At 36.9% G+C, this 22,373-nt stretch carries 21 protein-coding genes; 2 read left to right on the top strand and 19 right to left on the bottom strand.

Going from position 1 to position 22,373, the window contains the following annotated elements:
• Positions 1-166 precede the first annotated feature (166 nt).
• The 5 genes from J6O61_RS02555 to J6O61_RS02575 all read right to left on the bottom strand — a co-directional run bounded on the left by J6O61_RS02555 (position 167) and on the right by J6O61_RS02575 (position 7,550).
• The gene (locus J6O61_RS02555; protein WP_292209207.1) at positions 167-1,453 is read right to left on the bottom strand and encodes an apiosidase-like domain-containing protein; all 1,287 of its coding nucleotides are present in this window, start codon (positions 1,451-1,453) and stop codon (positions 167-169) included.
• 12 nt (positions 1,454-1,465) lie between these two features.
• Entirely contained in the window at positions 1,466-2,362 is an 897-nt protein-coding gene (locus tag J6O61_RS02560; protein ID WP_292209209.1) for a carbohydrate ABC transporter permease, read from the bottom strand.
• 8 nt (positions 2,363-2,370) lie between these two features.
• Positions 2,371-3,321 (bottom strand): ABC transporter permease, encoded by a 951-nt coding sequence (locus J6O61_RS02565; RefSeq protein ID WP_292209210.1) that lies wholly within the window; start codon positions 3,319-3,321, stop codon positions 2,371-2,373.
• Between the two features lie 22 nt (positions 3,322-3,343).
• A complete protein-coding gene (locus J6O61_RS02570; protein WP_292209212.1) occupies positions 3,344-5,113 on the bottom strand; it encodes an extracellular solute-binding protein in 1,770 nt (589 codons plus the stop codon).
• A gap of 178 nt (positions 5,114-5,291) precedes the next feature.
• Positions 5,292-7,550, bottom strand: a complete 2,259-nt coding sequence (locus tag J6O61_RS02575) for a helix-turn-helix domain-containing protein (protein ID WP_292209215.1) — start codon at positions 7,548-7,550, stop codon at positions 5,292-5,294.
• A 210-nt stretch (positions 7,551-7,760) separates the two neighbouring features.
• Between J6O61_RS02575 and J6O61_RS02580 the strand changes: the two genes are divergently transcribed.
• Both J6O61_RS02580 and J6O61_RS02585 read left to right on the top strand, forming a co-directional pair.
• Positions 7,761-8,006, top strand: coding sequence for a hypothetical protein (locus J6O61_RS02580; RefSeq protein ID WP_292209217.1), 246 nt, complete (start codon positions 7,761-7,763; stop codon positions 8,004-8,006).
• 16 nt (positions 8,007-8,022) lie between these two features.
• Positions 8,023-8,406 (top strand): hypothetical protein, encoded by a 384-nt coding sequence (locus J6O61_RS02585; RefSeq protein ID WP_292209219.1) that lies wholly within the window; start codon positions 8,023-8,025, stop codon positions 8,404-8,406.
• Positions 8,407-8,503: 97 nt separating this feature from the next.
• Here J6O61_RS02585 and J6O61_RS02590 read toward each other — a convergent pair whose 3' ends face one another.
• From J6O61_RS02590 to whiA, 14 genes are all read right to left on the bottom strand, one after another.
• Positions 8,504-8,626 carry a hypothetical protein gene (locus tag J6O61_RS02590; protein ID WP_292209221.1) on the bottom strand — a complete coding sequence of 41 codons (123 nt, stop codon included), beginning with the start codon at positions 8,624-8,626 and terminating at the stop codon, positions 8,504-8,506.
• Positions 8,627-8,628: 2 nt separating this feature from the next.
• Positions 8,629-9,885: an MGH1-like glycoside hydrolase domain-containing protein gene (locus tag J6O61_RS02595; RefSeq protein WP_292209223.1), complete on the bottom strand. Its 1,257-nt coding sequence runs from the start codon at positions 9,883-9,885 to the stop codon at positions 8,629-8,631.
• On the bottom strand, positions 9,882-10,724 hold the full coding sequence (locus J6O61_RS02600; RefSeq protein ID WP_292209225.1) for a carbohydrate ABC transporter permease: 843 nt from the start codon (positions 10,722-10,724) through the stop codon (positions 9,882-9,884). Before J6O61_RS02600 ends, J6O61_RS02595 begins: the two co-directional genes overlap by 4 nt.
• Before the next feature lie 12 nt (positions 10,725-10,736).
• Positions 10,737-11,624: a carbohydrate ABC transporter permease gene (locus J6O61_RS02605; RefSeq protein WP_292209228.1), complete on the bottom strand. Its 888-nt coding sequence runs from the start codon at positions 11,622-11,624 to the stop codon at positions 10,737-10,739.
• 96 nt (positions 11,625-11,720) lie between these two features.
• Positions 11,721-13,148 carry an extracellular solute-binding protein gene (locus J6O61_RS02610; RefSeq protein ID WP_292209230.1) on the bottom strand — a complete coding sequence of 476 codons (1,428 nt, stop codon included), beginning with the start codon at positions 13,146-13,148 and terminating at the stop codon, positions 11,721-11,723.
• Between the two features lie 139 nt (positions 13,149-13,287).
• On the bottom strand, positions 13,288-14,040 hold the full coding sequence (locus J6O61_RS02615; protein WP_292209233.1) for a response regulator transcription factor: 753 nt from the start codon (positions 14,038-14,040) through the stop codon (positions 13,288-13,290).
• A 25-nt stretch (positions 14,041-14,065) separates the two neighbouring features.
• Complete coding sequence (locus J6O61_RS02620; protein ID WP_292209236.1) at positions 14,066-15,847, bottom strand: sensor histidine kinase; 1,782 nt, start codon at positions 15,845-15,847, stop codon at positions 14,066-14,068.
• 15 nt (positions 15,848-15,862) lie between these two features.
• Positions 15,863-16,597 (bottom strand): pyruvate formate-lyase-activating protein, encoded by a 735-nt coding sequence (gene pflA, locus J6O61_RS02625; protein ID WP_292209239.1) that lies wholly within the window; start codon positions 16,595-16,597, stop codon positions 15,863-15,865.
• A 60-nt stretch (positions 16,598-16,657) separates the two neighbouring features.
• Positions 16,658-17,431, bottom strand: a complete 774-nt coding sequence (locus tag J6O61_RS02630) for a Crp/Fnr family transcriptional regulator (RefSeq protein ID WP_292209242.1) — start codon at positions 17,429-17,431, stop codon at positions 16,658-16,660.
• A 27-nt stretch (positions 17,432-17,458) separates the two neighbouring features.
• On the bottom strand, positions 17,459-18,019 hold the full coding sequence (locus J6O61_RS02635) for an NUDIX hydrolase (protein WP_292209245.1): 561 nt from the start codon (positions 18,017-18,019) through the stop codon (positions 17,459-17,461).
• A 93-nt stretch (positions 18,020-18,112) separates the two neighbouring features.
• Complete coding sequence (locus tag J6O61_RS02640; protein WP_292209248.1) at positions 18,113-19,906, bottom strand: Na/Pi cotransporter family protein; 1,794 nt, start codon at positions 19,904-19,906, stop codon at positions 18,113-18,115.
• A 108-nt stretch (positions 19,907-20,014) separates the two neighbouring features.
• Complete coding sequence (locus J6O61_RS02645; RefSeq protein WP_292209249.1) at positions 20,015-20,935, bottom strand: GNAT family N-acetyltransferase; 921 nt, start codon at positions 20,933-20,935, stop codon at positions 20,015-20,017.
• 242 nt (positions 20,936-21,177) lie between these two features.
• Entirely contained in the window at positions 21,178-21,435 is a 258-nt protein-coding gene (locus J6O61_RS02650; protein WP_292209251.1) for an HPr family phosphocarrier protein, read from the bottom strand.
• Positions 21,436-21,447: 12 nt separating this feature from the next.
• On the bottom strand, positions 21,448-22,371 hold the full coding sequence (gene whiA, locus J6O61_RS02655; protein ID WP_292209254.1) for a DNA-binding protein WhiA: 924 nt from the start codon (positions 22,369-22,371) through the stop codon (positions 21,448-21,450).
• Positions 22,372-22,373: the final 2 nt, after the last annotated feature.

Genomic DNA, 22,373 nt, shown 5'->3' on the forward strand with positions numbered 1-22,373 from the left:
GACCCTCAAACCAAACCCTCAAACCAGCCCCTCAAACCAGCCCCTCAAACTAAACCCTCAAAAACTCCCACTCAAAAAGGGTCTGACCCTCAAGTCAGACCCTCAAAAACTTTGGCAAACCCTCAAAAACTTTGATTATCCGCTCTATCATACATACTTCTTTTTCTTACTTAATCACTATTACAACATCAGCATCCTCATTATATGAAGGTACTTCCCTGTAATCATAGGTATCATCGGTTACTTTCCCTATATAACTGTATATTCCCGTCGCAGGTCTAAATAGCCAGATTTCTTTACCAGGATAATCCTTTACATTAATTGAAAAACCCTTACCAAGAAAGTTATATGCCATTAGGAATTCATCGCCGGCAAATAATGCTATTCTTTCATATTTTTCTCTCTGACCTCCGACAATTAGGTCATCTCTTTTTTCGCCACTCTGAAAGTCCACCGAAAGCATCAGATTTTTGAGATATCCCATTTGTCCGGATCCTGCATGATGAAGTGATGCTTTCCAATCCTCTTTAACTCCATAAACCACACCATCTTTATTACCATTAAAAAACATCATTATCGCATTATCACCGTATGTATGACCTGCTGCCCCAGCAAACACTGACCAATAGGCATATCTTCGCACATCCTTTGCCACCCAGTACGGCTGCGTATCATCATGTAATCCCTGAAGGATCCATTCATATGAAGGCTCTCCATCTATAGTTGGCCTGTTACTATTTGCTAAATCATGATCAACATATTTCCAGTTATCTTCTCCATTCAAAGACATTATATTGGAAGTGTCATCCCATGCTCCCATCTGGCACTGATCATATCTTCTATGTCCCGATTGAAACATATTAAAATCCAACCATTTTGCATCATTAAACCAAAGGCTGGAAGAACATCTGCCAAAAGGATGAAAACCAATTAGTTTATCCGGATTTTTCTTTTTAAATATCAGAGCCATTTTCTCATATATATCTTCATATCCATCCGGCTTAATGTCACCTCCCAAAATCCAGATTATATTTTTATAATCTGCATATCGATCAGCCAGGAATTCCGCGTACTTTTCAGCATTTTCTCTTGTCAGAACATCATTTTTTACTAAACTCCCCCATGCCGGAAGAAGAGCCATATAAAGACCTAACTCTTCAGCTTTTTTTATCACTCTGTCGCAATGTTTCCAATAATCTTCATTTTCCACATCGCATCTTAGTGTTGGCATTTTATTTATATCTCTCAAGCCTTCAGTAGCATATATCAGAACAGCCTGAATAACATTGAACCCTTTTTCTGATCTGTTTTTTAAATAAACAGCTGCATCATCTTCATTTATATTTGCAAATATAAGCCAGGCAGTATCTCCCAACCAAAAGAAAGGCTTTCCGTTTTTTGAAAAATAATGCTTATCTTTAACCACTTCCAATGGATATTCAAATTCACTCATTTTTATCTCCTTTTACCCTTTCACCGAACCAATCATTACTCCCTTAACAAAATGCTTTTGTACAAATGGATATAATATTATCAGAGGTAAACTTCCAACTACGATAATCGCGTATTTCATTACCTCTATAGTTGCAGCACGTGAACTTTGATCTGCACTTGTAGCCATTTCCTCAAGTTGTTTGGCAGAACTCATAATATTCCTCAAAACCACCTGCAATGGAAATTTTGAGTCTGTAGACAAATAAATAAATGCATCAAAGTATGAATTCCAATGAGCAATTGCATAATATAAGACCAAAACTGCAATAATTGACTTTGATAATGGGAGGACCATAGACGTCAATATTTTTATATCATCACACCCTTCTAATCGTGCTGATTCAAGCATTTCAGAAGGTATACTGTTTTGAAAATAAGTTCTGGCTATTATCATGTTGTAAACTGAAATTGCTCCGGGCAATACCAAAGCCCACATGCTGTCAAGCAAATGAAGCTCCTTAACATTAAGATATGTAGGAATAAGAGGCGCTGAAAAAATCATAACAAAAACAAACAGCATAGAAATCACTTTTCTCCCGACAAAATCTTTTACAGCTAAGGGATACGCTGCCATTATAGTAAGAACTATATTAAATACAGTTCCAACAAAAGTATAAATTATAGAATTTCTGTACCCCATCAAAAGCATATTATTAGAAAATATCAGTTTATACACTTCTAAATTAAATCCTTTAGGGAGAAGCCCGACCTGCCCTCTGGAAACTGCTGCAGGCGATGAAAACGAAGAAGACACAACATTCAAAAGTGGAAAAACTACTATCAAAAAACAGAACAATAAAAATATAGTGTTACAAATGTAAAAAACTGTGTTACTGTTAATATTTAATGATATCTTTCTGTTTTTCATCACTACTCCTACATAAGGCTGGTATCAGAATATTTACCAGAAATATAATTGACCACTAATAACAAGATAAGTGAAACAACCGATTGAAAAACTCCAACTGCTGTTGAATAGCTATATTGCATGGAAGTTAATCCAATCCTATAAACATATGTCGATATTATGTCTGAGGTCTCCATATTTAAATCATTTTGCATTAAAAGAACTTTTTCATATCCCATTGTAAGAACATGTCCACATGCCATTATCAATAGAATTATAGCTGTAGGGGTTATACTTGGTATGTCTATATATCGTATTCTTTGCCATATATTGGCCCCGTCAACAGTTGCTGCCTCATGCAGCTGTTGATCAACAGCTGCAATGGCAGAAATGTAAATAACAGCATTATATCCGGTATTTTGCCATACCCCGGAAAAAACATACAACGTCTTAAACAATTTGGGACTTCCCATAAAATGGATTGCTGTTCCTCCACATGCCTCAATCATGTGGTTTACCACTCCTGTAAGGGATAATAATTGAGATAAAATACCAACTACAAGAACTGTTGAAATAAAATATGGCATGTAAGTTATCATCTGAACAGTTTTACCAAAAAACTTTACCCTTACATAATTAAGTGATATCGCCAGTAATATAGGAGGAAAAATACCTACTACAATGTTGTAAACTGACAATCCAAGAGTATTTATCATTAGTTTTCCAAACTGTGGCGAAGAAAAAAAACTGTTAAAATGCTTTAATCCCACCCATTTACTATTCCATATTCCATCTTTAAAGTTGTAATCTCTAAAAGCTATCTGTGCTCCGACTATTGGAACATATTTAAACACTACAAGATAAACAATTGGAAGAAGCACAATCAGATACAACTGCCAGTGTCTTTTTATCGCCCTTATAACGTTTTTTCTTTCTTGCGCTGTGTTGGCTATCCCCACTCGTGATGGTCTAGAAATCATTTCTTCCATCCCCCTTTATGTATTAGCCACTAAAAGCTGATGAATCATACGCCTTTTGAAGCATTTCAAGATATCTCTGTAATCCAACGTTTTCTAATGCATCAAGATAATTATCCCAATCAGTATCAATTGCACGTTCGCCTGTTATAAACTGAGTCATATATTGCTTTTGTGTATCCGTAATGTTAGTTTTTAGCAGCGACATTTCAGCAGAATCCTCAGAACTCATATACAAATCAGGCATAACAGTACTTATGTCCTGTCTATATTTTTCCATCTCTTTGGAAGCTTTATACATCACAACCTGTCTCCCATTTAGTGGCTTAACATCATCTGCATAAGGATCCGGATTGGTAGCCTCAGCCGAAATAAATTCCTCTGTTCTTGTAAGTCCAAATAGCTGTCCCAAAGTCTGATTTGATGTGTCAGCGTTAAGACGTTTGTACTTTGCCTTTGTAACTCCATCAAGTCCTACCTCTGTCGTGCTATCATCCAGCATCTCATAATGGACTCCTTCAACTCCCAAAGCTTGTCGATATGTCATTTCTTCTGATGCAAGATAATCAATTAGTCTAAACGCAGCTTCAGGATTGGAACAAGTACTCGAAATAAAAGTCATTCCAACCTGGAACCTTACATATGGATTCCATGATGCAATCTTCTGTCCGCTTGGTCCCTCAATTGGAGACATTGCTCTATACTGCTCCCACTTCTTTGAGTAAGGTTCCGTTGACAAATCACAAGCATATCCCGGACGCTGTGCAAGAAATACTCCAATCACACACTCATCACCAGACTCATTTACATTAACCTGATTATCTTTATCTTGTGTGAAAGATTCAGGATTTATAAGACCTTCAGAATATAGCTTATTTAAATATGTTAATCCTTCTTTGTATCCATCTGTTACAGGTGCATATGTTACTTTTCCATCCTGTATAATAAGTTTACTTTCTTCACTAATCAGCTGGAATGGATCCATAAGAAATCCATCTATCTGGGTACCTGCGCCTGATACTACTGTAGATAAAGGAATCTCATCATTAGGATCTCCGTTTCCGTTTGCATCCTGCTCTTTAAATGCTTTTAAAACTTCATATAACTCATCAGTTGTTTCAGGCATAGATAAGCCAAGATTATCAAGCCATGTCTGATTGATCCACGCTTTCATATTGTATTGAACATGAAGGCTGCCATCCAAATTGGGAATATCATAAATATTTCCGTCAGGCTGAGTAATGTATTCTCTAAATCCATCAATTTCATCCAGCAGCTTTTTGTAATTTACAGATACTGTGTCATAGTATTCTGTCAAAGGAAGGATAAGTCCCTGCTCGGCTAAAGATTGAACAGTTGCCTTATCATATCTGTTTTTTGCTGATACACCTGTTAATATAATATCCGGCATATCTCCAGATGCAAATAATGTACTAAGTTTTGTCTTAATGTCATCTGATGAAGCAGCTGTTTGCCATTCAAGATGTATACCCGTCTTTTCTTCCAGTTCCTGTACATGAGTATTATCTTCCCATCTATATTCTCCATTTGCAGGTGCAAAAACAGTTAATGTGATAGGCTCTTTCACTATTGGAAGTGTTCCCGGCTCATTAAAAAGTGAGTCATCATTTTCTTTTACTTCTGAAGCAGCAACTTCTGTGTCTGCTATTGTCGATGTAGCTTCTTTTCCTGAATCTGTATTAGTTTTTTCAGATCCACACCCTCCAATCAATGATGCTGACATTGCTGAACATACAGCTACAGCCATGATCTTTTGTAATTTTCTTTTTTTCATTTAGTTCTCCTTTCCCAATACATTTTTGTTTTTCACTACCCCTAGTGAAATCTTCTGAGAAAAGTTTATTGTACTATTGAATATCCCAACAAGTTGAAATTCATTTTCCAGCATACATTTTATTAGAAAATGCACCGTACAATTCTTCTTGTACCGTGCATTTTTCTCTCTAATACCATTATATTTGCTGTGCTAACTGTTTCCACGTAGAAGGTGAAACACCAAACACCCTCTTGAAAGCTCTTCTAAATGTTGCGCTACTGCTATACCCAACCGATGATGCTATTTTTTCCAAATCCATTTTATTTTCTACAATCAATACCTTTGCTTTTTCAAGTCTGATTTTCTCTAAATAACTGCTAAAAGTTGTACCAAAAATATCTTTAAAAAAAGTAGAAAAATAACTTTCAGATAATCCAAATGAAGCTGCACAGGAAATCAAATCAAATTGTGAATTTTTATAATTTTCCTCTATGAACAGCTTTAGTCTGTTATGATACTCTTTTTCCTTTTCATTATTATTTTGGACTATTTCATCACAAATCTTCAAGAATCCATCTTCCAGGATTGTCATAGCTTTTCTTGGATCTGTTTCATCATTTATTTTCTCTACAATAAGCATTACATCATCCGTATTTACAGTATCTCTGACTGTATCAAGATATGTAGACAGCACTTCGGATACTAAACACTTTTTTATAATTTTTCTTAAATGTGCCTTAGTGAAATTTAATTCATATATATAAGAAAATAATTGTTCAACCTGTTCTTTATTTCCACTTTTAGCAGCACTTAATAACTGCATTCTCATTTGTGAAGAATATCGATATAAATTGCTAAAATCAACAATATCATCATAATGAATCACACACTCGGAAGAATTATTTTTATAAGCATGTTCCATGGAATAATAAGCCTGTCTATATGAATTACAAAGACAACTTTTATCCATGCATAGTCTTCCTTGTCCAATAAAAACCTTATCTCCGTTTTTATTTACTTCTTTACATTTATTAACAATAATCTCTCCAGTTATATATATATCCTCTTCACATGAAAGTAATATAGCAAGTACCTTATCCTCCGCTTTATATATAGATTTGACCGATTTATTGGTTATTTTTTCCAGCTCTTTTTTCAGATCATCTGCATATGCACTGTAAACAGTCATTACGCAATGCATACCGTCATAAAATTCCACTTCTGCTGCCTTCGCCTCGTCGTCAACTTGTTTATCACTTTTAAAGGTACCTGAATACAGCAAGCTAAAAAATACAGCTTTATATTTTTCGTCTTTACTCTTCAGTTGATCCTTCATCTGATTATTTTTAGTTAAAAGCGAATTAACTCCCTCTTCTAGGATTTCAGACTCGGCAATCGCTTTTGCATTATTTTTCTTTTTAATGCTTACGATATCATCATAAATTGATTGCATACCGCTTATCGCTTTTTTCAATGGCATAGTAAATTGCTTGGCAAACATATATCCCAGCAATATTTCAAATAGTAAAATAATCCCCAAAAGAATAATAGCCAGTCTGCGCATGCGTTGAGGGTGCATCAACACTATCTCCGGTGGTAGCAATGCAACAACTGTAAAATTTCCACTTTCAGATTTTTGCTTAACTACAAGCCTTTTATCATCTCCTATTTTATAAAAACCGCTTATCTCTTTACTCAATACGTCCTGCAAATTATATTCAGGTTTCGTATCTTGATTTGAAAGCATTGCCAAAAGATTATTTGTATCATCAAAAATATAGACGTCGCCATACATCTCTAATATAGGCGAAAACATTTTTTCTAAATTCTTTTCCTTTATAAAAAATTGGATAACTGCTCCTGCATCTTCCTTACTTCCATATGAATATCTAACAGGATAATTGAAGGTAATTGCTGTTTCAGCTATACCATCTATTGTCACATTACCTATCGGTAACAAGTTCCATGATTTACTCTTAAAGCTGCGATCATACCAGTCCTGATATGTCATTGCATTATAATTGCGGTAATTTCTATAGAAAAACTCTTTTCCAATACTCATACTCTGGCGCCTGAACGCATAATTGTTCTGCGTGACAACGCTATAATCAGAAAACAGCTCTCCGTCAGCAAACACCTCATTCAGTCTGTTCAAGCATGTAATAAGATTCGTGATATAGTTGTCCTCAGATTTATTATTATCATCATTTGCGCATGTCACCACCCATCTAACTTCATCAGAAAGAGACACCGAATATGCTCCGCTTTTTAAAGCTTCTACCCGTTGTTCAAAGAGAATTCTACCTTCAGTAACGTCTTTTTCTACTGTCTCACGATAATAATCCGTAGAACTGTTATCCCAATATTTCAACAGTACCATGACAGATAAAAATGGCATAACCAGCAAGAAAAAATATGAAACTATTAAAAACGAAAAGAAATTCTTAATTTTCATAACTAATCACCATCAAAAAAAATCTATAATATAGTTATTTTATATTAATTTAAGATTATTTTCACTATTTTCACCATTTTTTCTTTTGTATTTCCAAAAATATCGTGCAATATAAACAAAAACATTGGCCTCTTTGAGTGTAATTGGAGCGATGTGCCTGCTCTTCTCTTCTAAAAGAGTTTTCTCTGCAAGAAAAGATGTTTATGAGATATGCCTTATAACGGTTATAACGAAAGCAGAAAGAACCCGACTCTCAAGTACATGAAGAACAAGATGAAGATTATCAATCTCAGAATACCTAAAGACAAATATGAGAGAGAAATCGAGCCGTATATTGAGAAATCAGGTATGCCTACAGGTACCTTTATTAAGACTGCCATCAAAGAAAAATTAAGCGTGATAATCCTGATATTGCAGATTCTTCTGACAACGAGTAAGATGAAATGCATATCTTAAATTGTTGGAGGAATAAATGGCAGGAAAGATAGATTATTCAGCTCTTAACTCAGAGCCTTATCCACATGAAAAAGCAATAGCAGAGCTTTTTGCAGCTCAGGATAAAGATGTAGTATTCCTTAAGCCAAGCAACATTCCCGGTGTATATATACCGGATATAGTTGTTGAAGGACTTGAATGGGAGATGAAGTCTCCTGACGGTAAGAGTGAGCGTACAATCAGAAGGAATCTTCACAAAGCGTCTACTCAGTCAAGAAATATTATCTTTGATTTGAGTCGTATAGGAATACCTGAAGATAAGTGCATAAAAGAACTTCAGACAGCTTTTAACGAGAGCAAATATATTCGAAATATGATAATCGTAACGAAAGCCCGTGAAATGATCCGTTTTAAAAAATGATTGACTTTTTCCGTATTTAAGTTATCATATAATTACAAGAAGGTTCCGACCCACTGTGAATAAACGGAGGGCCAAGGAGCTTTTTTGTTGCTCTTTTTTATTCTGTTGGTTCCTGCCACGGGTATTCTCCATATTTGTAAGCAAGGTTAGTGTCTGCCATAAAATCAAGAGAGAAGAACCACTTCTCCTTTCCCTTGACCGTTACAACCTGTAGTTCCATTTTTAATCCTTGTTCATTTCATCCAGCATATTAAGCGCCAATATGTTCCAATTAATAAATCCGCCATTCATTACAGGCTCTCCATTGAACGGATTATAATATTCATGCATCTGGCCACTATCTTTAATATCTTTGGCTAATAATTTTACGCTTTTTTTACACATATCCTCTGCTTCTTCTGTATAGCCATAATTAAGCATGCCTTTAAATATACAGTAGTTGGCCACCAGCCAAACAGGTCCCAGCCAGTTGGAAGGATTATTGGTTGCTTCTATGTTGAACATCTTTTCATTCTTCCCAAGCGTACATATTCCATAAGCGCTTGTAAAAGCTTTCTCGTCGTGATAATGCGTTCTAAGACTTTCGGCTTCTTCTTTTGTTGCTATATTTACAAGCATTGGCAAAAAGCCTGACCATGTGGCAATTCTAATCGGAAGTGTGTTCCAAAATACTCCAAGACCCTTATGAAACCAATCATATTTTCTGGTACAGATATCAACATCAACCGAGTAAAAAAACTCATCTCTTTTATCAAAACACTCTCTGTGAATCGCTTCCTCAAGACTATTTTTATCTTTTCTTAAAAAAGACGCCTTTTCATCTTTTCCGAATTTTTCATAGATGGTAGCCGCCGCTTCAAGCTCCGCCACCATAAAGCTGTTAAGAAAGATATTGGCTGTTGATGACTTAGGTCTGCCAAATGACGCAGGATCATTATCCATTCCAATCATAATGTCATCGCGCCAAACAAAAAGCCCACAGTCATAATCAAAGTAATTATTAAAATAGCAATCAAAATACTTATCAATTTTGTTAAGATACTCTGAAATCCAGTCATAATCACCTGTTTCTGTGCTGATCAGATTAATCTGCTGACAAAGAAATGGTTTATGCATATTCATCAGATACCCTTTTTTATGCTGAATATTTAAGTATGGTTCAGGCCATCTTCCATTTTCGATCATCATCGGAATATAACCGTCATCAAGCTGCCAGTCAAAAAAATTAAAGACATTTCCTTTACAATGGTCTATTATTTTTTCAGCTAAACTGCCTCCTTTCAGCTTGTTTCTGATGGGCAGCAAACCATATGTACACCAGTATGTGTCCCAGTCCCACACGTTTCCGTCGTAAACTGAACCCGGATCCGTAAAAGGAAATCTTATAAATCCAACAGGTTCTTTAAGTACACCTTCAATGTTTTCTTCGATATATGAAAAAATAATTTTTCTTTCTTCCTCAAGTCCCAACATTTTCATCCTTTTACTGCTCCTGCAGTCATTCCTTCAATTATGGTTTTGTTCAAAATTGTGTAAAGCAAAAGCATAGGCAAAATACTCATTGATACAGAAGCAAATATAGCTCCCCAGTTCTTTGAACCAAATTCATCAGAAAAATACATAAGTCCGGTCTGAACTGTTTTCAGATCTGTGCTGGATACAAAAGTCATTGAGAAAAGAAGGTCATTCCATTTGAAGAAGAACTGAAGAACCAGCACTGTCACGATCGCATTTTTCATTAATGGGAGAACTACATAATACATAAGCTTGTATATTCCACATCCATCTATAACTGCTGCCTCCATGATCTCGTCAGGAAAAGACCTAAGATACCCTGTAACAAGATAAATTGAAAGTGAAAGTCCAAATGCTACATAGGATATGATCAATGACCACTTTGAATTATAGAGTCCTGTTTTATTGTATATCTGAAACAAAGGAATAAGAGCTGTAGCAACCGGAACCATTATTCCAAGTTGAAAATAATCTGCCACTGCTTTTTTAGCCTTCCACTGCATTTTTGTCACAGCAAATCCCACTGTAACAGAGAAAAAAACTATAAACACAAGTGAGAGTAAAGTATACACAAGAGAATTTTTAAAGAATATTGACATGTGTCCTCTGGTCCACGCATCCACATAATTCTGCCAATAAAATCCTTTCGGCAATGCATATGCAGGGCTTGATGACCACTCATGCTGCTGTTTAAGTGAAGCTGTGAGCATCCAGAAAATCGGGTAAATATCTACAATACATATAACCAGAATTATTATTTTTATAATTATGCCACTTACCGTGCGCTTATTTTTCTCCGTCATGTAATCTCCTTTCTAGTAGTAGCTTTCTTTTTTATCAAAAAGATTTATTATCTTTGAACCGGTAATACAAAGCAAGAATATAAATATTGCTATAACCGAGCCATATCCTACTTTGTTATAAGTAAAAGCTACCGAATACATGTACATAGAAAGTGATCTTGTTGCATTTCCGGGACCGCCGTTTGTAAGTGCCAAAGCTGATTCAAACATTTTTACTGTTCCCGAGAAACTAAATACCATACAAGTGATGATCATAGGCCTTAGAAGCGGAGCCAGTATATTCTTAAAAAGATTCCATCCATTACATCCATCAATTCTTCCTGCTTCAATTACATCATCCGGAATATCAAGAAGTGCTCCGTAAAGAATAATTGAATGAAATCCAATTCCAGTCCAGATATCCATTATTTCCAATGCGCCAAGTGCAGTAGATGCCTGCCCAATCCATGGCTGAACAAGGCTTCCAAGACCTACCGCGCTAAGAATTGAATTAAGAAGCCCGTAGTTGGGCTGGATTTCATATATCTTTGCAAAAAGCTGACCTACTGCCACCGTTGGAAGAACAACCGGGAAAAACACTATGGTTCTGACGACGTTTTTTAGATTTTTAAGCCAGAACTTGAACATCAAAGCCATCAGAAGTCCTCCTCCGACTTGCCCGATCATTACAATTCCTATGTATTTTAAATTCACCAATAAAGAATTCAGGAAATTCCTGTCCGAAAATAATTTAAAGTAGTTATTTATGCCGGAAAATTCCCATTTAAGTCCCGGTGATCCGGAAAAAAATGAATAGTAAAAAGACCAAATGACAGGTAAAACTACTATTATCGAATATAAAATTGTTGCCGGAACTACGAATAAAGCTATCGCTCCTTTATTTCCAAGTACTCTTTTCATCTTCTATCTCATCCCTTTTTATAAAACAAGCGAGCGATGTATAAAAATAACCGCTCGCTTGTGTAGAATTTTAATGTACGTCAGAAATACTTTTTATCAGTTTGCTGCCATATCCGCTGCATCCTGAATTGACTGCATATAATCTTCAGGACTCATCTCGCCTGAGAAGAGCATCTGAACATTGCTCTGTGCTGCATCAGATACTTCTGATCCCATAGTAGCCTCATACCATGTGAATGCACTCTGAGCTTTTCCAATCTCGTCAAGTACAAGCTTTGTGTAGCCGGACATATCTGTAGGCTGAGCTGAATATGTATATCCTTTGATAGATCCCTGAGTGTCCATAGCAACATCACCAATGTGCTCTACAAAGTATTTGATGAACCACTTTGTTGCTTCATCTGTCTTAGCCTGGCTAAGACAAAGAATATTTCCACAGTTCATTGAATACGCATCAATCTTTGAAACTGAATCATCAACTACAGGTACATTAAAGAATCCAATTCCATCTTCACCGGCTGCATTTGCTGTTGTGTCATTAAGATTAGATGCAAACCATGATCCATTGTAAAAAATAGCTGACTTACCTGTCATAAGCATTGAACCTGCGGTGTTCATATCTACAGTATTAACACCTTCACCAAAGTATCCTTTATTGGCCCACTCCTGAATCTTTGCTGCAGCTGCTACATACCCTTCATCTGTATAGGATGTTGTTCCATCTGCTGCATTCTTCATAGCATCAGCTCCAAGGCTTCTTACAGTGTAAGCATTGATGAGACGTGTAGCTCCCCATTTATCTGCTGCTCCACATGAAAGTGGCTGAATACCTGCATCGCTGAGCTTCTGTAATACTTCCTCAAATTCATCCCATGTCTCAGGCGCCTTTGTAATACCAGCCTGCTCAAAGAGAGCCTTGTTATACCAAAATCCCTCCACATTAAGTCCAAGAGGAAGATCATAAATTGTATCTGTTCCTGAAAGAGTCTGAAGAAGTGATGTTGCTGATGGTGTTACAAAATCAGTAGAGCCAACTTCGTTTAAAAGAGCTCCAATATCTGTAATCTGCCCAGCTTCAATAAGATCAACGATTGGCTTTCCTGACTCATAAACAAACATATCAGGAAGATCATTAGATGCTACCAATGTAGCTACCTTCTGTCTTAAATCATCTGAAGATACAAGTTCATATTCATATGTGAAATTTGGATTTACTTCCTGATAAGATTTACAGATGCTGTTGATAAGAACACCGTTATCATTATCTTCTGCCCAGATTGAAAGAATGTGGAAGTCTTTTGCAAGCTGTGGATCTTCACCAGAAAAGTCAGATGATGCTGTTCCTTCTGCTGCCTGTGTCTGAGTCTCTGCAGCAGCCTCAGTCTTTGTTTCTTCTTTTACTTCTTCTTTAGTTTCCGTAGCTGTCTCTGAAGATGATGTATCAGCAGTTGAACTGCCACATCCTGCCAAAGATCCCAGTACCATAACTGTGCTCAATAATGTTGCCAAAACCTTCTTTTTCATACAACCCTCCATTTTCTACCCATAAAATGATTGTTATATTCGGCTTGTGCCAAACGATTACAATACGTACAATACACCTTGCACATTTTATGAAATAGGGGAAATTTTATATATTATGTAGACTTTTTTTAGATTATTTTTAGACACCTGAAGAATCACGATATTCTCTGGGAGTTTTCCCTGTATATTTTTTGAAGATTTCACCAAAATAATGGACATCACTTATGCCCACCATAGAAGCTACTGCTGATACTTTGTTTCCTTCAAGCAAAAACTGACAAGCCTTTTCTATCCTTATTCCTGTCAAATACTTAATATAGGTCTTTCCCAATGTCTCTTTAAAAAGCACACTAAGATAAGCAGGATTCATTCCTACCAGTTCCGATAGTTCAGTAAGTCCCACCTCTTTATTATAGTTTTTGGATATATATTCCACTATCTGATCTATTGCTTTATGACCGCTTTCAGCTTTTTGACAGTCATCTTTTCTATCAAAACCGTCAAGTACCTCTTCATCCATCTGTTTTTTACGAGTCATATCTAAAGCTGCCTTGAGCTTATCAATTGTAACCGGTTTAGTGATGTAATCTACAACATCAAGTCTTATTGCCCTTCTGGCATATTCAAATTCCTGAAACCCACTGATAATGATAAAATATGTATCCGGACAGTACTCCTTACATGCTTCAATAAGAGAAAGTCCATCTACATACGGAATCCTGATATCCGTTATGACAATATCCGGTTTCAGATTCCTTATTACCCGCTGCGCCTGCATGCCATCCGAAGCAGAACCTACAACCTCAACATCTGCCTCAATGCGCTTGATTATAGCTTTGATTCCCTCAATGACCAATGCTTCGTCATCAACTATTACCATTTTCCTTGTCATAAGCGTTTCCCCATACAAATAGTTTTCACATACTAAGTATCATCTGTTCTGTTGTAATTCTTGGTACAACTATTGTTACTTTTGTTCCTGAACCGGTATTTTCGAATACCGGTTCATACCCTTCCCCGTAAAAAAGCTTTATTCGCTCTTTAATATTACGGACTCCATACCCGTTCTCAAGAGCGCTCATATCCTCAATTCCTACTCCGTCATCCTCTACTACAAATTCTATATTTCTGTCAGTTAATCTCCCCTCTATTACAACTTTACCTTTTTCGGATCTTGGTTCAAGACCATGAAATACGGCATTCTCTACAAGGGGCTGTAAAATAAACGTAAGCATTCTTTCTCTCAGAAGATCTGCACTGACATTGATTTTTAATGTATATCTGTCTTTAAACCTATAGTTCTGAATCTTCATATAGGCTTGAATACGCCTAATTTCATCCTGTACCATTATCAGCTTGTTGCCTTTATTAAGGCTTAATCTGAAGTTTTCTGACAAAGCCTGTACAAACTCCGCTATCTCATCCTCATTCTTGATAATGGCCATCATATAGAGTGTGTCCAGCGTATTGTATAGATAATGTGGGTTGATCTGGGACTGCATCAGCAATAACTCCGCTTCTCTTTCTTTTAAGTTTGTCTGTATAAGCTTATTTTCCAGTTCAAGATTATTGTTGACCACATCCTTAAACTTCTGGCCTATTCTCCCGGCTTCGCTGTCATCAAATTCTGCGTCAACATGGTACTTGCCTTCTCCCAACCCCATGATGTTCTCTTCGAGGATATATAGAGGTTTTGTAATGTACCCGGATATAGTATAGGAAAGCGGCAAACTAATTCCCACAAGCACTATTCCAATAATTAATGAAACCAATGCAATGTAATTACTTTGAGCAGCAAGTTCCTTTTTAGAAATCACATTGACAACGTCCCAACCACTTAAGTTATTATGAGCCGACGTAAAAAGAAGTTCATTTTTAGAATTGTCTTGATTGTAAAATGCCCGGCTTATCTCTCGGAACTGCATTTCTGTCAAATCAGCTGATGAATAAACAAGACGATATTGATTATCATCGGAGTCTCTTGTCATAATCAGATCGTAGTCTGTTCCATAGCCTTCGTCCTTTGTACCAAAAGCTTTGGAGAAGGCATCAGATTTTCTTATATTCATTACAAGAAATCCTATTTTCTTATAATCAACCGGTTCTATTATTTCCTTTACCAAAGAAAAAGTTTCGTTTTTATCATCAAATATTACATTTCGGGAATAGAATACTTCTTTTCCCTTATTTTCCTCTGCTTCTTCTATCCAAAAACTGTTTAGAATGTCGTTATCCCGATAATAATGAATAATCTCCTTTTGATTCGAGTCATTCTGTGTTGCAAAGGCTATATTCCCTGCGCAATTTACTACAAGGATATCCCTTATCTCTGTATTTGATGAGATTATTTTTAAAAGCTGATCCTGTATCAGGATATTTGAGGAAGCAGAAAAAAATGTACTGCTCCGATTCTCTGATACAAAATTATGTAAAAAAATAGTGGATGATAATAAAGATCGTGCCTGTTCGACATCTGAGCGCAAATTAAGTTTTACAATTTCACTCGCAACTCCGATTGAACTTTCATGAGCACGGTTATATTGATCCTCAATTGTTTTTCTGGAAACACTGTAAACAACTATTCCCAGTATTATAGACGTAAAAATAGAAAGCCAAACCAGCGCCAAAAAAATTTGACGCTGAATTGGCAACCTAAAGAACCCCAGTTTTTTAAATCCCCAACTAATCATCTTCCCCATAAGCTGATAGTTTAATTAATTCTCCCGGCCGTTTAAAACAGCCTTTGCGTTTTCTACTCTTTCCTGCGTAGGAGATTCAACTCCCTCAAGTTGATAAGGAATTCCAAGCTCCTCAAATTTATGTTGTCCCATAGAATGATATGGAAGAACTTCTACCCTCTGTACATTAGAAAGCTTCTCAATAAACTTTCTTGTTTCTCTTAAATAATTATCATCATCTGTAATTCCCGGCACAAGTACGTGACGAATCCAGATAGGTTTGCCTATTTCATTTAAGTATTCAAAACACTCTTTTATGTTGTCGTTAGGAAGACCTGTAAGTTTTATGTGTTCTTCCCTGTTAATATGCTTAATATCAAGAAGAAGCAGATCTGTATACTCCATGAGTTCCTTAAACTTTGAAAAAAAAGGCTCTTCTTTGGTAAAAGGCTGTGCCGCAGTATCTATGCAGGTATTTATGCCTCTTTCCTTTGCTTTTCTAAATAGTTCCAAAAGAAAATCAATCTGAAGAAGCGGCTCTCCTCCACTTACTGTTATTCCTCCATCTTCGCCCCAGTAGCTTCTATATCTTTCTGCAAAATCAAGAACTTCATCAGCTGTCCTGAGGTCATCTGATTCAGGATTCCAGGTATCAACATTGTGACAGTACTTACATCTTAAATTGCACCCTTTCAAAAAAACAATGAATCTGATTCCCGGTCCGTCAACTGAACCAAAAGTCTCTATTGAATGAATTCTACCTTTTACCATATAACTCCTTACTAAACAATACAATATTGCAGATAAATAGATATTTATCTGCAACGGTAATTACTGTGATATATAAATTTCTCTCAAGGTATCTCTGTCCAGAACCTTGATCCTGGCATGCCCAAGTCTCTCAATCAGCCGCATTTTTTCCATTTCCCTAAGCTTTCTGCTGACTGTCTCTGTTCGAAGATTGACACTTGCTGCTATGTCGTCAAGCTTTAATACTATATCATCCGATGGGCTTCTGTCTACCCTATACATAAGAAACCCTGCAAGACGCGCCATTGGGTCCTTGGTAGATAGAAGCATGTTTCTCTCATTGGCATCATGCAGCTTTTTACTGAGCAGAATGATTATATTCATAGCTGCCGTAGGATTATCTACAACTTTTATGAAATCGTCTCTGTGAATGAGACAGATAGAGGCATTGGTCAGGCAAACCGCAGAATACGGATATATACTGCCATCAAGAAACATTCCTTCCCAGATTATGTCATGATCTGCAAGAATTGTTATGATCTGCTCCCTGCCGAGTGAATCATATCTGCATAGCTTAACTCTGCCTTTTCTGATAATGCATATAGAATCAACAGGCTCACCTTCTCTAAAAAGGTAGCTGTTCTTTTTTAATGTTTCATGAACAGAATGCTCCATCAAACTTACCTGAGCGTTAACAGGAAGCCCCTCGATAAGCGGAACGCTTTCAGTACAAAAACCACCGCATTCCTCACAGATATTAAGACCAATTATACCTCTTTTAAGCTCATCCCCATGGTCTTCTTTTTGATATATTCCTCTTTGTTTACTATCCTTGTTATCTAAACTACTTTTCATACTCTGCAACCTGATAAAATGCAGTAATCACTGTTTAATCCACATATAGCAATAAGCTTGTGTTCTTACAGCAAAAGCCTGAGTTTCAAGAAGTTTTTTTACTTCTTCTTTGGTGTACCACCCCGGAACTATCTCTTCCTGAGTAGATGTGCTCTTAGAAAATGTTCCGTCAGCTATGCCTACACAACACGCATTTCTCTCATTAGAAAAACCGATGGCGCTGTAGCATTTGCCCCACCACTCATCTATCCTGACTATATCAAGGCCTGTCTCCTCTTTTAATTCTCTCCTTGCAGCCTGTTCTCTTGTTTCTCCTTCATCAATAAGACCTGCCGGAAAATTGTAAACCCACTCCCCGGTTGCCATTCTGAATTCTTTATTGATAAGTATTTTTTCTCCCGTTACATCATGCATAATGATGGCAACTGCATCTTCCTTGGGATTGCTCAAATCTTCCCTTGTCTTAAGATCAGGATTTCTGCTGACCATCTCATATATTTTTTCCTTGTCGTCCACTGTTTTATAGTGAAGATCATATCTTGTAATGAAATTACCCTGTTCTTTTTTCTCTAAAAACTCAAACTCCATTTTATTTCCTTCTTCAAAAATGTTTTAATCGTCCAAAAAATGATAACACGGATTGTTTCGTGCTTCGCACTACCACAGTCCTATCATAAAAAATCAGTATTTAACAGCCGGAAGTCTGTACTTTCTTTCATAGAAATCAACTGCCTGCTCAAATCCATCATTCTTTTCAGCTTTAAGAGTTTCAAGATATCCATGAGCAAAATAATTATCCTCATGAGATTCGATTATTCCAACGGCAATATTGCTGCAGTGATCTGCTATTCTCTCGAAATCAGTACCGATATCGCTAAGGTCAAAGCCCTGCTCAATAGTACACTTTCCTTTTCGAAGCCTTCTGATATGACGGCGCTTAACCTCTTTCTGAATCTCGTCAATGGTCTCTTCAAGAGGCTCTATTGTTTTTGCAAGTTTAGCATCCTGGTTGTCAAAAGCAGTAACTGATGTATCTACTATATCAATTACAGCCGATGAATATATATCCATTTCAGCCTGAGCCTTTGGAGTGAATTTTCTTCCATTCTCATCCATGTTTCCGGCTTTTTGTGCGATATTAAGAGCATGGTCGCTGATACGTTCATAGTCAGTAATACAATGTAAAAGAAGTGACAATGTATGGCTGTCTTCCTGAGCAAGATGATGAGAGTTTATCTTCATGAGGTATGTTCCCAGTTCATCTTCGTACTTATCAACCTGACGTTCAAGATATTCAACTTCGCCGGCAACTTCACTGTCATAATTCGTAATAAGTCCAATGGCTTTTTCCAAAGACTCTTTTGTCATAACTGCCATTGTAACTGCTGCCTGCCTTGCCTGCTCAAGAGCAAATGGAGGGTTTGATAAAAACAGCGGATCCAAAGTACGGATTCCCTGCATTTCTTCCTGCTCTTTCTTTTCCTTGTCATCAATCGGAATAGTCTTAAGTGCAAGGTTAACCAAAAATCCTGAGAAAGGAAGCATAAGTGGCGTAGCAACCAGATTTATAAGTGTATGAATTCCGGCAATCCCGGCCATTCCAATCTTATCATCCATAAAGTCAAAGTGGATAATGGCATTGAGGGTATAGAAAATTATCATGAAAAGAACTGCCTTGATTACATTGAAGTACAAGTGCATAAGAGCTGTTCTTTTACCATTTTTATTGGCTCCAAAAGATGAAAGAATCGCCGTTATACATGTTCCGACCTCAGCACCCACTACGACAGGTATTGCCACCGAGTGCTTAACCTTAACAGAAAGGGACAACGCCTGAAGCACACCGATAGTTCCGGCTGAACTTTGTATAAGCATAGTAAACAAGGTGCCCACTAGGAAACCAAGTATTGGATTACTGAAAGTTGTTAAAAGCTCTTTAAATTCATCTACATCTTTTAGTGGTGATACCGCATCTGACATGGAACTCATTCCAAACATCAGAACTGCAAATCCGAGAAGTATAGTTCCTATGTTTCTCTTTTTCTCATTTTTAGAGAACATGTATAGACCAATACCGATAATAGCCAAAAAAGGTGTAAATGACTTTGGCTTTAAAAGATTTATAAAGAAATTGTCACTACTGATTGCGTTTAATGAAAGAAGCCATGCAGTAAAGGTAGTTCCAAGGTTAGCGCCGAGAATAACATTAACGGCCTGTTTAAGAGTCATAATTCCTGAGTTGACAAGACCAACAACCATTACTGTTGAAGCTGATGAAGATTGTACCAGTGCGGTTACTCCCACACCGAAAAGATAGGCAATTACAGGGTGCTTTGTAACCTTGGCAAGCACGCTCTCAAGTTTTCCTCCGGCAGCCTTTGTAAGTCCGCCGCTCATTATATTCATTCCATAAAGGAACATTGCAAGACCGCCTATTAGTCCTGCTACCAGTGTAAATAATTCTAATGAATCCATTTTACCTCCGATAGATGCCCTCCCTTAAGAGTCCTCATAACTCTTTGCATCTATTATCTTTTGTTCTTCCTTTTGTTACACATATATCTTATAGGAAGAAACTTAAAATTACCATAAAAACTTAACCATTCTTACATATTTACCAAAATGGGCCTGACTTACCGACACATTCTTATCAATTTTGTACTCTTTCCCATATATGTTTTCTTCTACATCCACTGTATCTTCCGTCTCAAATCCCAGTTTTTCACAGAGATGTATGGATACATGATTTTCTGCTTTTACAAGTGCCTGAACCTTATCAAAAAGGAGCATATTCTTTCCGTATTCAAGTATGGCTGAGCAAACTTCATATGCATACCCCTGCCGCTGATAGTCCTTTCCGATCAAAAATCCCAGCTCAATATCGTCAAATCCATTTCTAACCGAGAAACCGGCTCGTCCAATAACTTTCTCATCATCTTTTCTTATGACAGTCCAAATTCCAAAGCCCATGAGGCCATAAACCTTCTCGATATAATCTTTTTGATATCTCTTTTCATCTTCGGGATTTTCGAAAAGACCCTCCATATATCTGGTCATCTCAGGATCTTTATACAAATCATAAAAATCATCTACATCTTTTAGAGTTGTCTCCCTTACACGAAGTCTTTTGGTTTCAAGAACTTCCCACGGCTCACCGACATATCTCTGATACGCCTTCACATAAGAATCCATCTCAACATCATCTATATCTGCAAATACATATTTTAATCCTTCAAAATCCTGATCTTTATTAAATGTTCCTGAGATTCCCACAACGGGTATATTAGCATCACGCAAAAGCTTCGCAAAGTCTGCTCGATCAGTTACTATAAGTATTGAGCCTTTTTGGGGAACAAATTCACTTACTGTTACTGCTTCAATAGATTCGTAGGACGAATCATATCCACACTCCCTGATATAAGTACAGGCTTCTTCCGTGGACTTCAAAACTTCATGTCGGTTTAAGTTGTTTCTGGATATTATAAAAAAGACTTTTCTTAACACAGTAGCCACCTCTATCCATAATTATACAATATAATACGCCTATATGCTTTATTATCACTAAAGCCACAGGCGTTAACAATTTGTTTACAATTAATTAAAAGAATGGTTACTTCAAATCATCTTTTAGACATATAGACTTGTTAATATAATATTGTCAGATGAGTTAAGACAATACCAAATAAAACTTTTTCATAATATGCCAGGTAAGGAAGCTTACCTGGCATCCTCCCTTTTATAAGGGATTACTTATTACCGTGAAGAAAATTCTCCATATCAGCTACTGCTGCTTCCTCATCACTTCCCTCAGCTATAACAGTAACCTGCTCACCGGATGTGAGATTAAGTGTCATCATTCCCATGATGCTCTTAGCATTTACCTTTTTTGACTGAGCTTCAATGTGCACTGTGCTCTCGTACTTACTCGCAAGCTGAACAAGCTCTGCAACAGGTCTTGCCTCAAGTCCTCTAGGCAATTTGATTTCGATAGATTTTGTTAACATAATTCCCCTCCTTTAGGATCTGATCTTATCCGCAAGTTCGCTTAGTTTCCTAAGCCTATGATTGACTCCTGATTTACCAACCGGTGGATCAAGATATGTTCCAAGCTCCAATAATGTTGCATCCGGATGTTCAAGTCTGACCTCAGCCATCTGTCTTAAGGCTTCCTGTAGCTTGTTAAAACCGTAATGGTCTTTTATATAGGTGATATCTTCTATCTGTTTGGTGGCAGCGTTAACTGTCTTGGTAATATTGGCCACCTCACAATTAACTCTGCGGTTTATAGAGTTTCTCATCTCCTTGACAATCCTGAGATTCTCCAGATTCATAAGGCTTACAGGCGCTTCCATAATATTGAGCAGATCAACAATTCCTGCCCCTTCTTTAATGTAAAGCACATAGTATTTTTTTCGCCTTACTATCCTGGCCTCTATGTCAAAACTCTCTATCAGGCTCTGTAAATACAGCGCTTGCGATTCAAGTGTACAAACAAATTCCAGATGATATCCCTTGTTTGGATCGCTTATAGACCCGACGCATAAAAATGAGTCACGCAGAAATGCCCTTTTACAACAAGAATTTCTGGTAACCATAGGGTTTATTCCCTCATTTATGTCCTTGATATTTCCTTCTGTGTCCATCATTTTGATGGCTCTTAAAAGATCTTCTATAAGCGCAGTATCCTCAATTACAGGCTTTATTTCCTGCCCACTTTGAGGAATACTATTTCTTATATTAAATGCTTTCCTAATTAATGTAAAGAACTTTCTAGACACCATGGAGTTGTCGGTTTGAAGAGACAGTCTGAATGCTCTGCCGTCTTTTATTTCAATATTTGCAGTCATGAAAATAATAGCTGCAAGCTCCGCAAGCTGACAGTGCCTGGAGCTTCCTGTATGTCTTTCAAGTTCCTCTTTTACTTCAGATGAAAATGACATTT

This window comes from Butyrivibrio sp., from assembly GCF_017635265.1.
Taxonomy (GTDB): Bacteria; Bacillota; Clostridia; order Lachnospirales; family Lachnospiraceae; genus Butyrivibrio.

What these genes read in the sequence shown, in the direction of transcription:
- J6O61_RS02595 (WP_292209223.1), bottom strand. Translation starts at nt 9,885, where the DNA reads ATGAAAATGTTGGGACTTGAGGAAGAAAGAAAAATTATTTTTTCATAT.
- J6O61_RS02620 (WP_292209236.1), bottom strand. Translation starts at nt 15,847, where the DNA reads ATGGGGAAGATGATTAGTTGGGGATTTAAAAAACTGGGGTTCTTTAGG.
- J6O61_RS02635 (WP_292209245.1), bottom strand. Translation starts at nt 18,019, where the DNA reads ATGGAGTTTGAGTTTTTAGAGAAAAAAGAACAGGGTAATTTCATTACA.
- J6O61_RS02610 (WP_292209230.1), bottom strand. Translation starts at nt 13,148, where the DNA reads ATGAAAAAGAAGGTTTTGGCAACATTATTGAGCACAGTTATGGTACTG.
- J6O61_RS02605 (WP_292209228.1), bottom strand. Translation starts at nt 11,624, where the DNA reads ATGAAAAGAGTACTTGGAAATAAAGGAGCGATAGCTTTATTCGTAGTT.
- J6O61_RS02630 (WP_292209242.1), bottom strand. Translation starts at nt 17,431, where the DNA reads ATGAAAAGTAGTTTAGATAACAAGGATAGTAAACAAAGAGGAATATAT.
- J6O61_RS02570 (WP_292209212.1), bottom strand. Translation starts at nt 5,113, where the DNA reads ATGAAAAAAAGAAAATTACAAAAGATCATGGCTGTAGCTGTATGTTCA.
- J6O61_RS02575 (WP_292209215.1), bottom strand. Translation starts at nt 7,550, where the DNA reads ATGAAAATTAAGAATTTCTTTTCGTTTTTAATAGTTTCATATTTTTTC.
- J6O61_RS02555 (WP_292209207.1), bottom strand. Translation starts at nt 1,453, where the DNA reads ATGAGTGAATTTGAATATCCATTGGAAGTGGTTAAAGATAAGCATTAT.
- J6O61_RS02615 (WP_292209233.1), bottom strand. Translation starts at nt 14,040, where the DNA reads ATGACAAGGAAAATGGTAATAGTTGATGACGAAGCATTGGTCATTGAG.
- J6O61_RS02600 (WP_292209225.1), bottom strand. Translation starts at nt 10,724, where the DNA reads ATGACGGAGAAAAATAAGCGCACGGTAAGTGGCATAATTATAAAAATA.
- J6O61_RS02580 (WP_292209217.1), top strand. Translation starts at nt 7,761, where the DNA reads ATGCCTTATAACGGTTATAACGAAAGCAGAAAGAACCCGACTCTCAAG.
- J6O61_RS02585 (WP_292209219.1), top strand. Translation starts at nt 8,023, where the DNA reads ATGGCAGGAAAGATAGATTATTCAGCTCTTAACTCAGAGCCTTATCCA.
- pflA (WP_292209239.1), bottom strand. Translation starts at nt 16,597, where the DNA reads ATGGTAAAAGGTAGAATTCATTCAATAGAGACTTTTGGTTCAGTTGAC.
- J6O61_RS02565 (WP_292209210.1), bottom strand. Translation starts at nt 3,321, where the DNA reads ATGATTTCTAGACCATCACGAGTGGGGATAGCCAACACAGCGCAAGAA.
- whiA (WP_292209254.1), bottom strand. Translation starts at nt 22,371, where the DNA reads ATGTCATTTTCATCTGAAGTAAAAGAGGAACTTGAAAGACATACAGGA.
- J6O61_RS02640 (WP_292209248.1), bottom strand. Translation starts at nt 19,906, where the DNA reads ATGGATTCATTAGAATTATTTACACTGGTAGCAGGACTAATAGGCGGT.
- J6O61_RS02590 (WP_292209221.1), bottom strand. Translation starts at nt 8,626, where the DNA reads ATGGAACTACAGGTTGTAACGGTCAAGGGAAAGGAGAAGTGGTTCTTC.
- J6O61_RS02560 (WP_292209209.1), bottom strand. Translation starts at nt 2,362, where the DNA reads ATGAAAAACAGAAAGATATCATTAAATATTAACAGTAACACAGTTTTT.
- J6O61_RS02650 (WP_292209251.1), bottom strand. Translation starts at nt 21,435, where the DNA reads ATGTTAACAAAATCTATCGAAATCAAATTGCCTAGAGGACTTGAGGCA.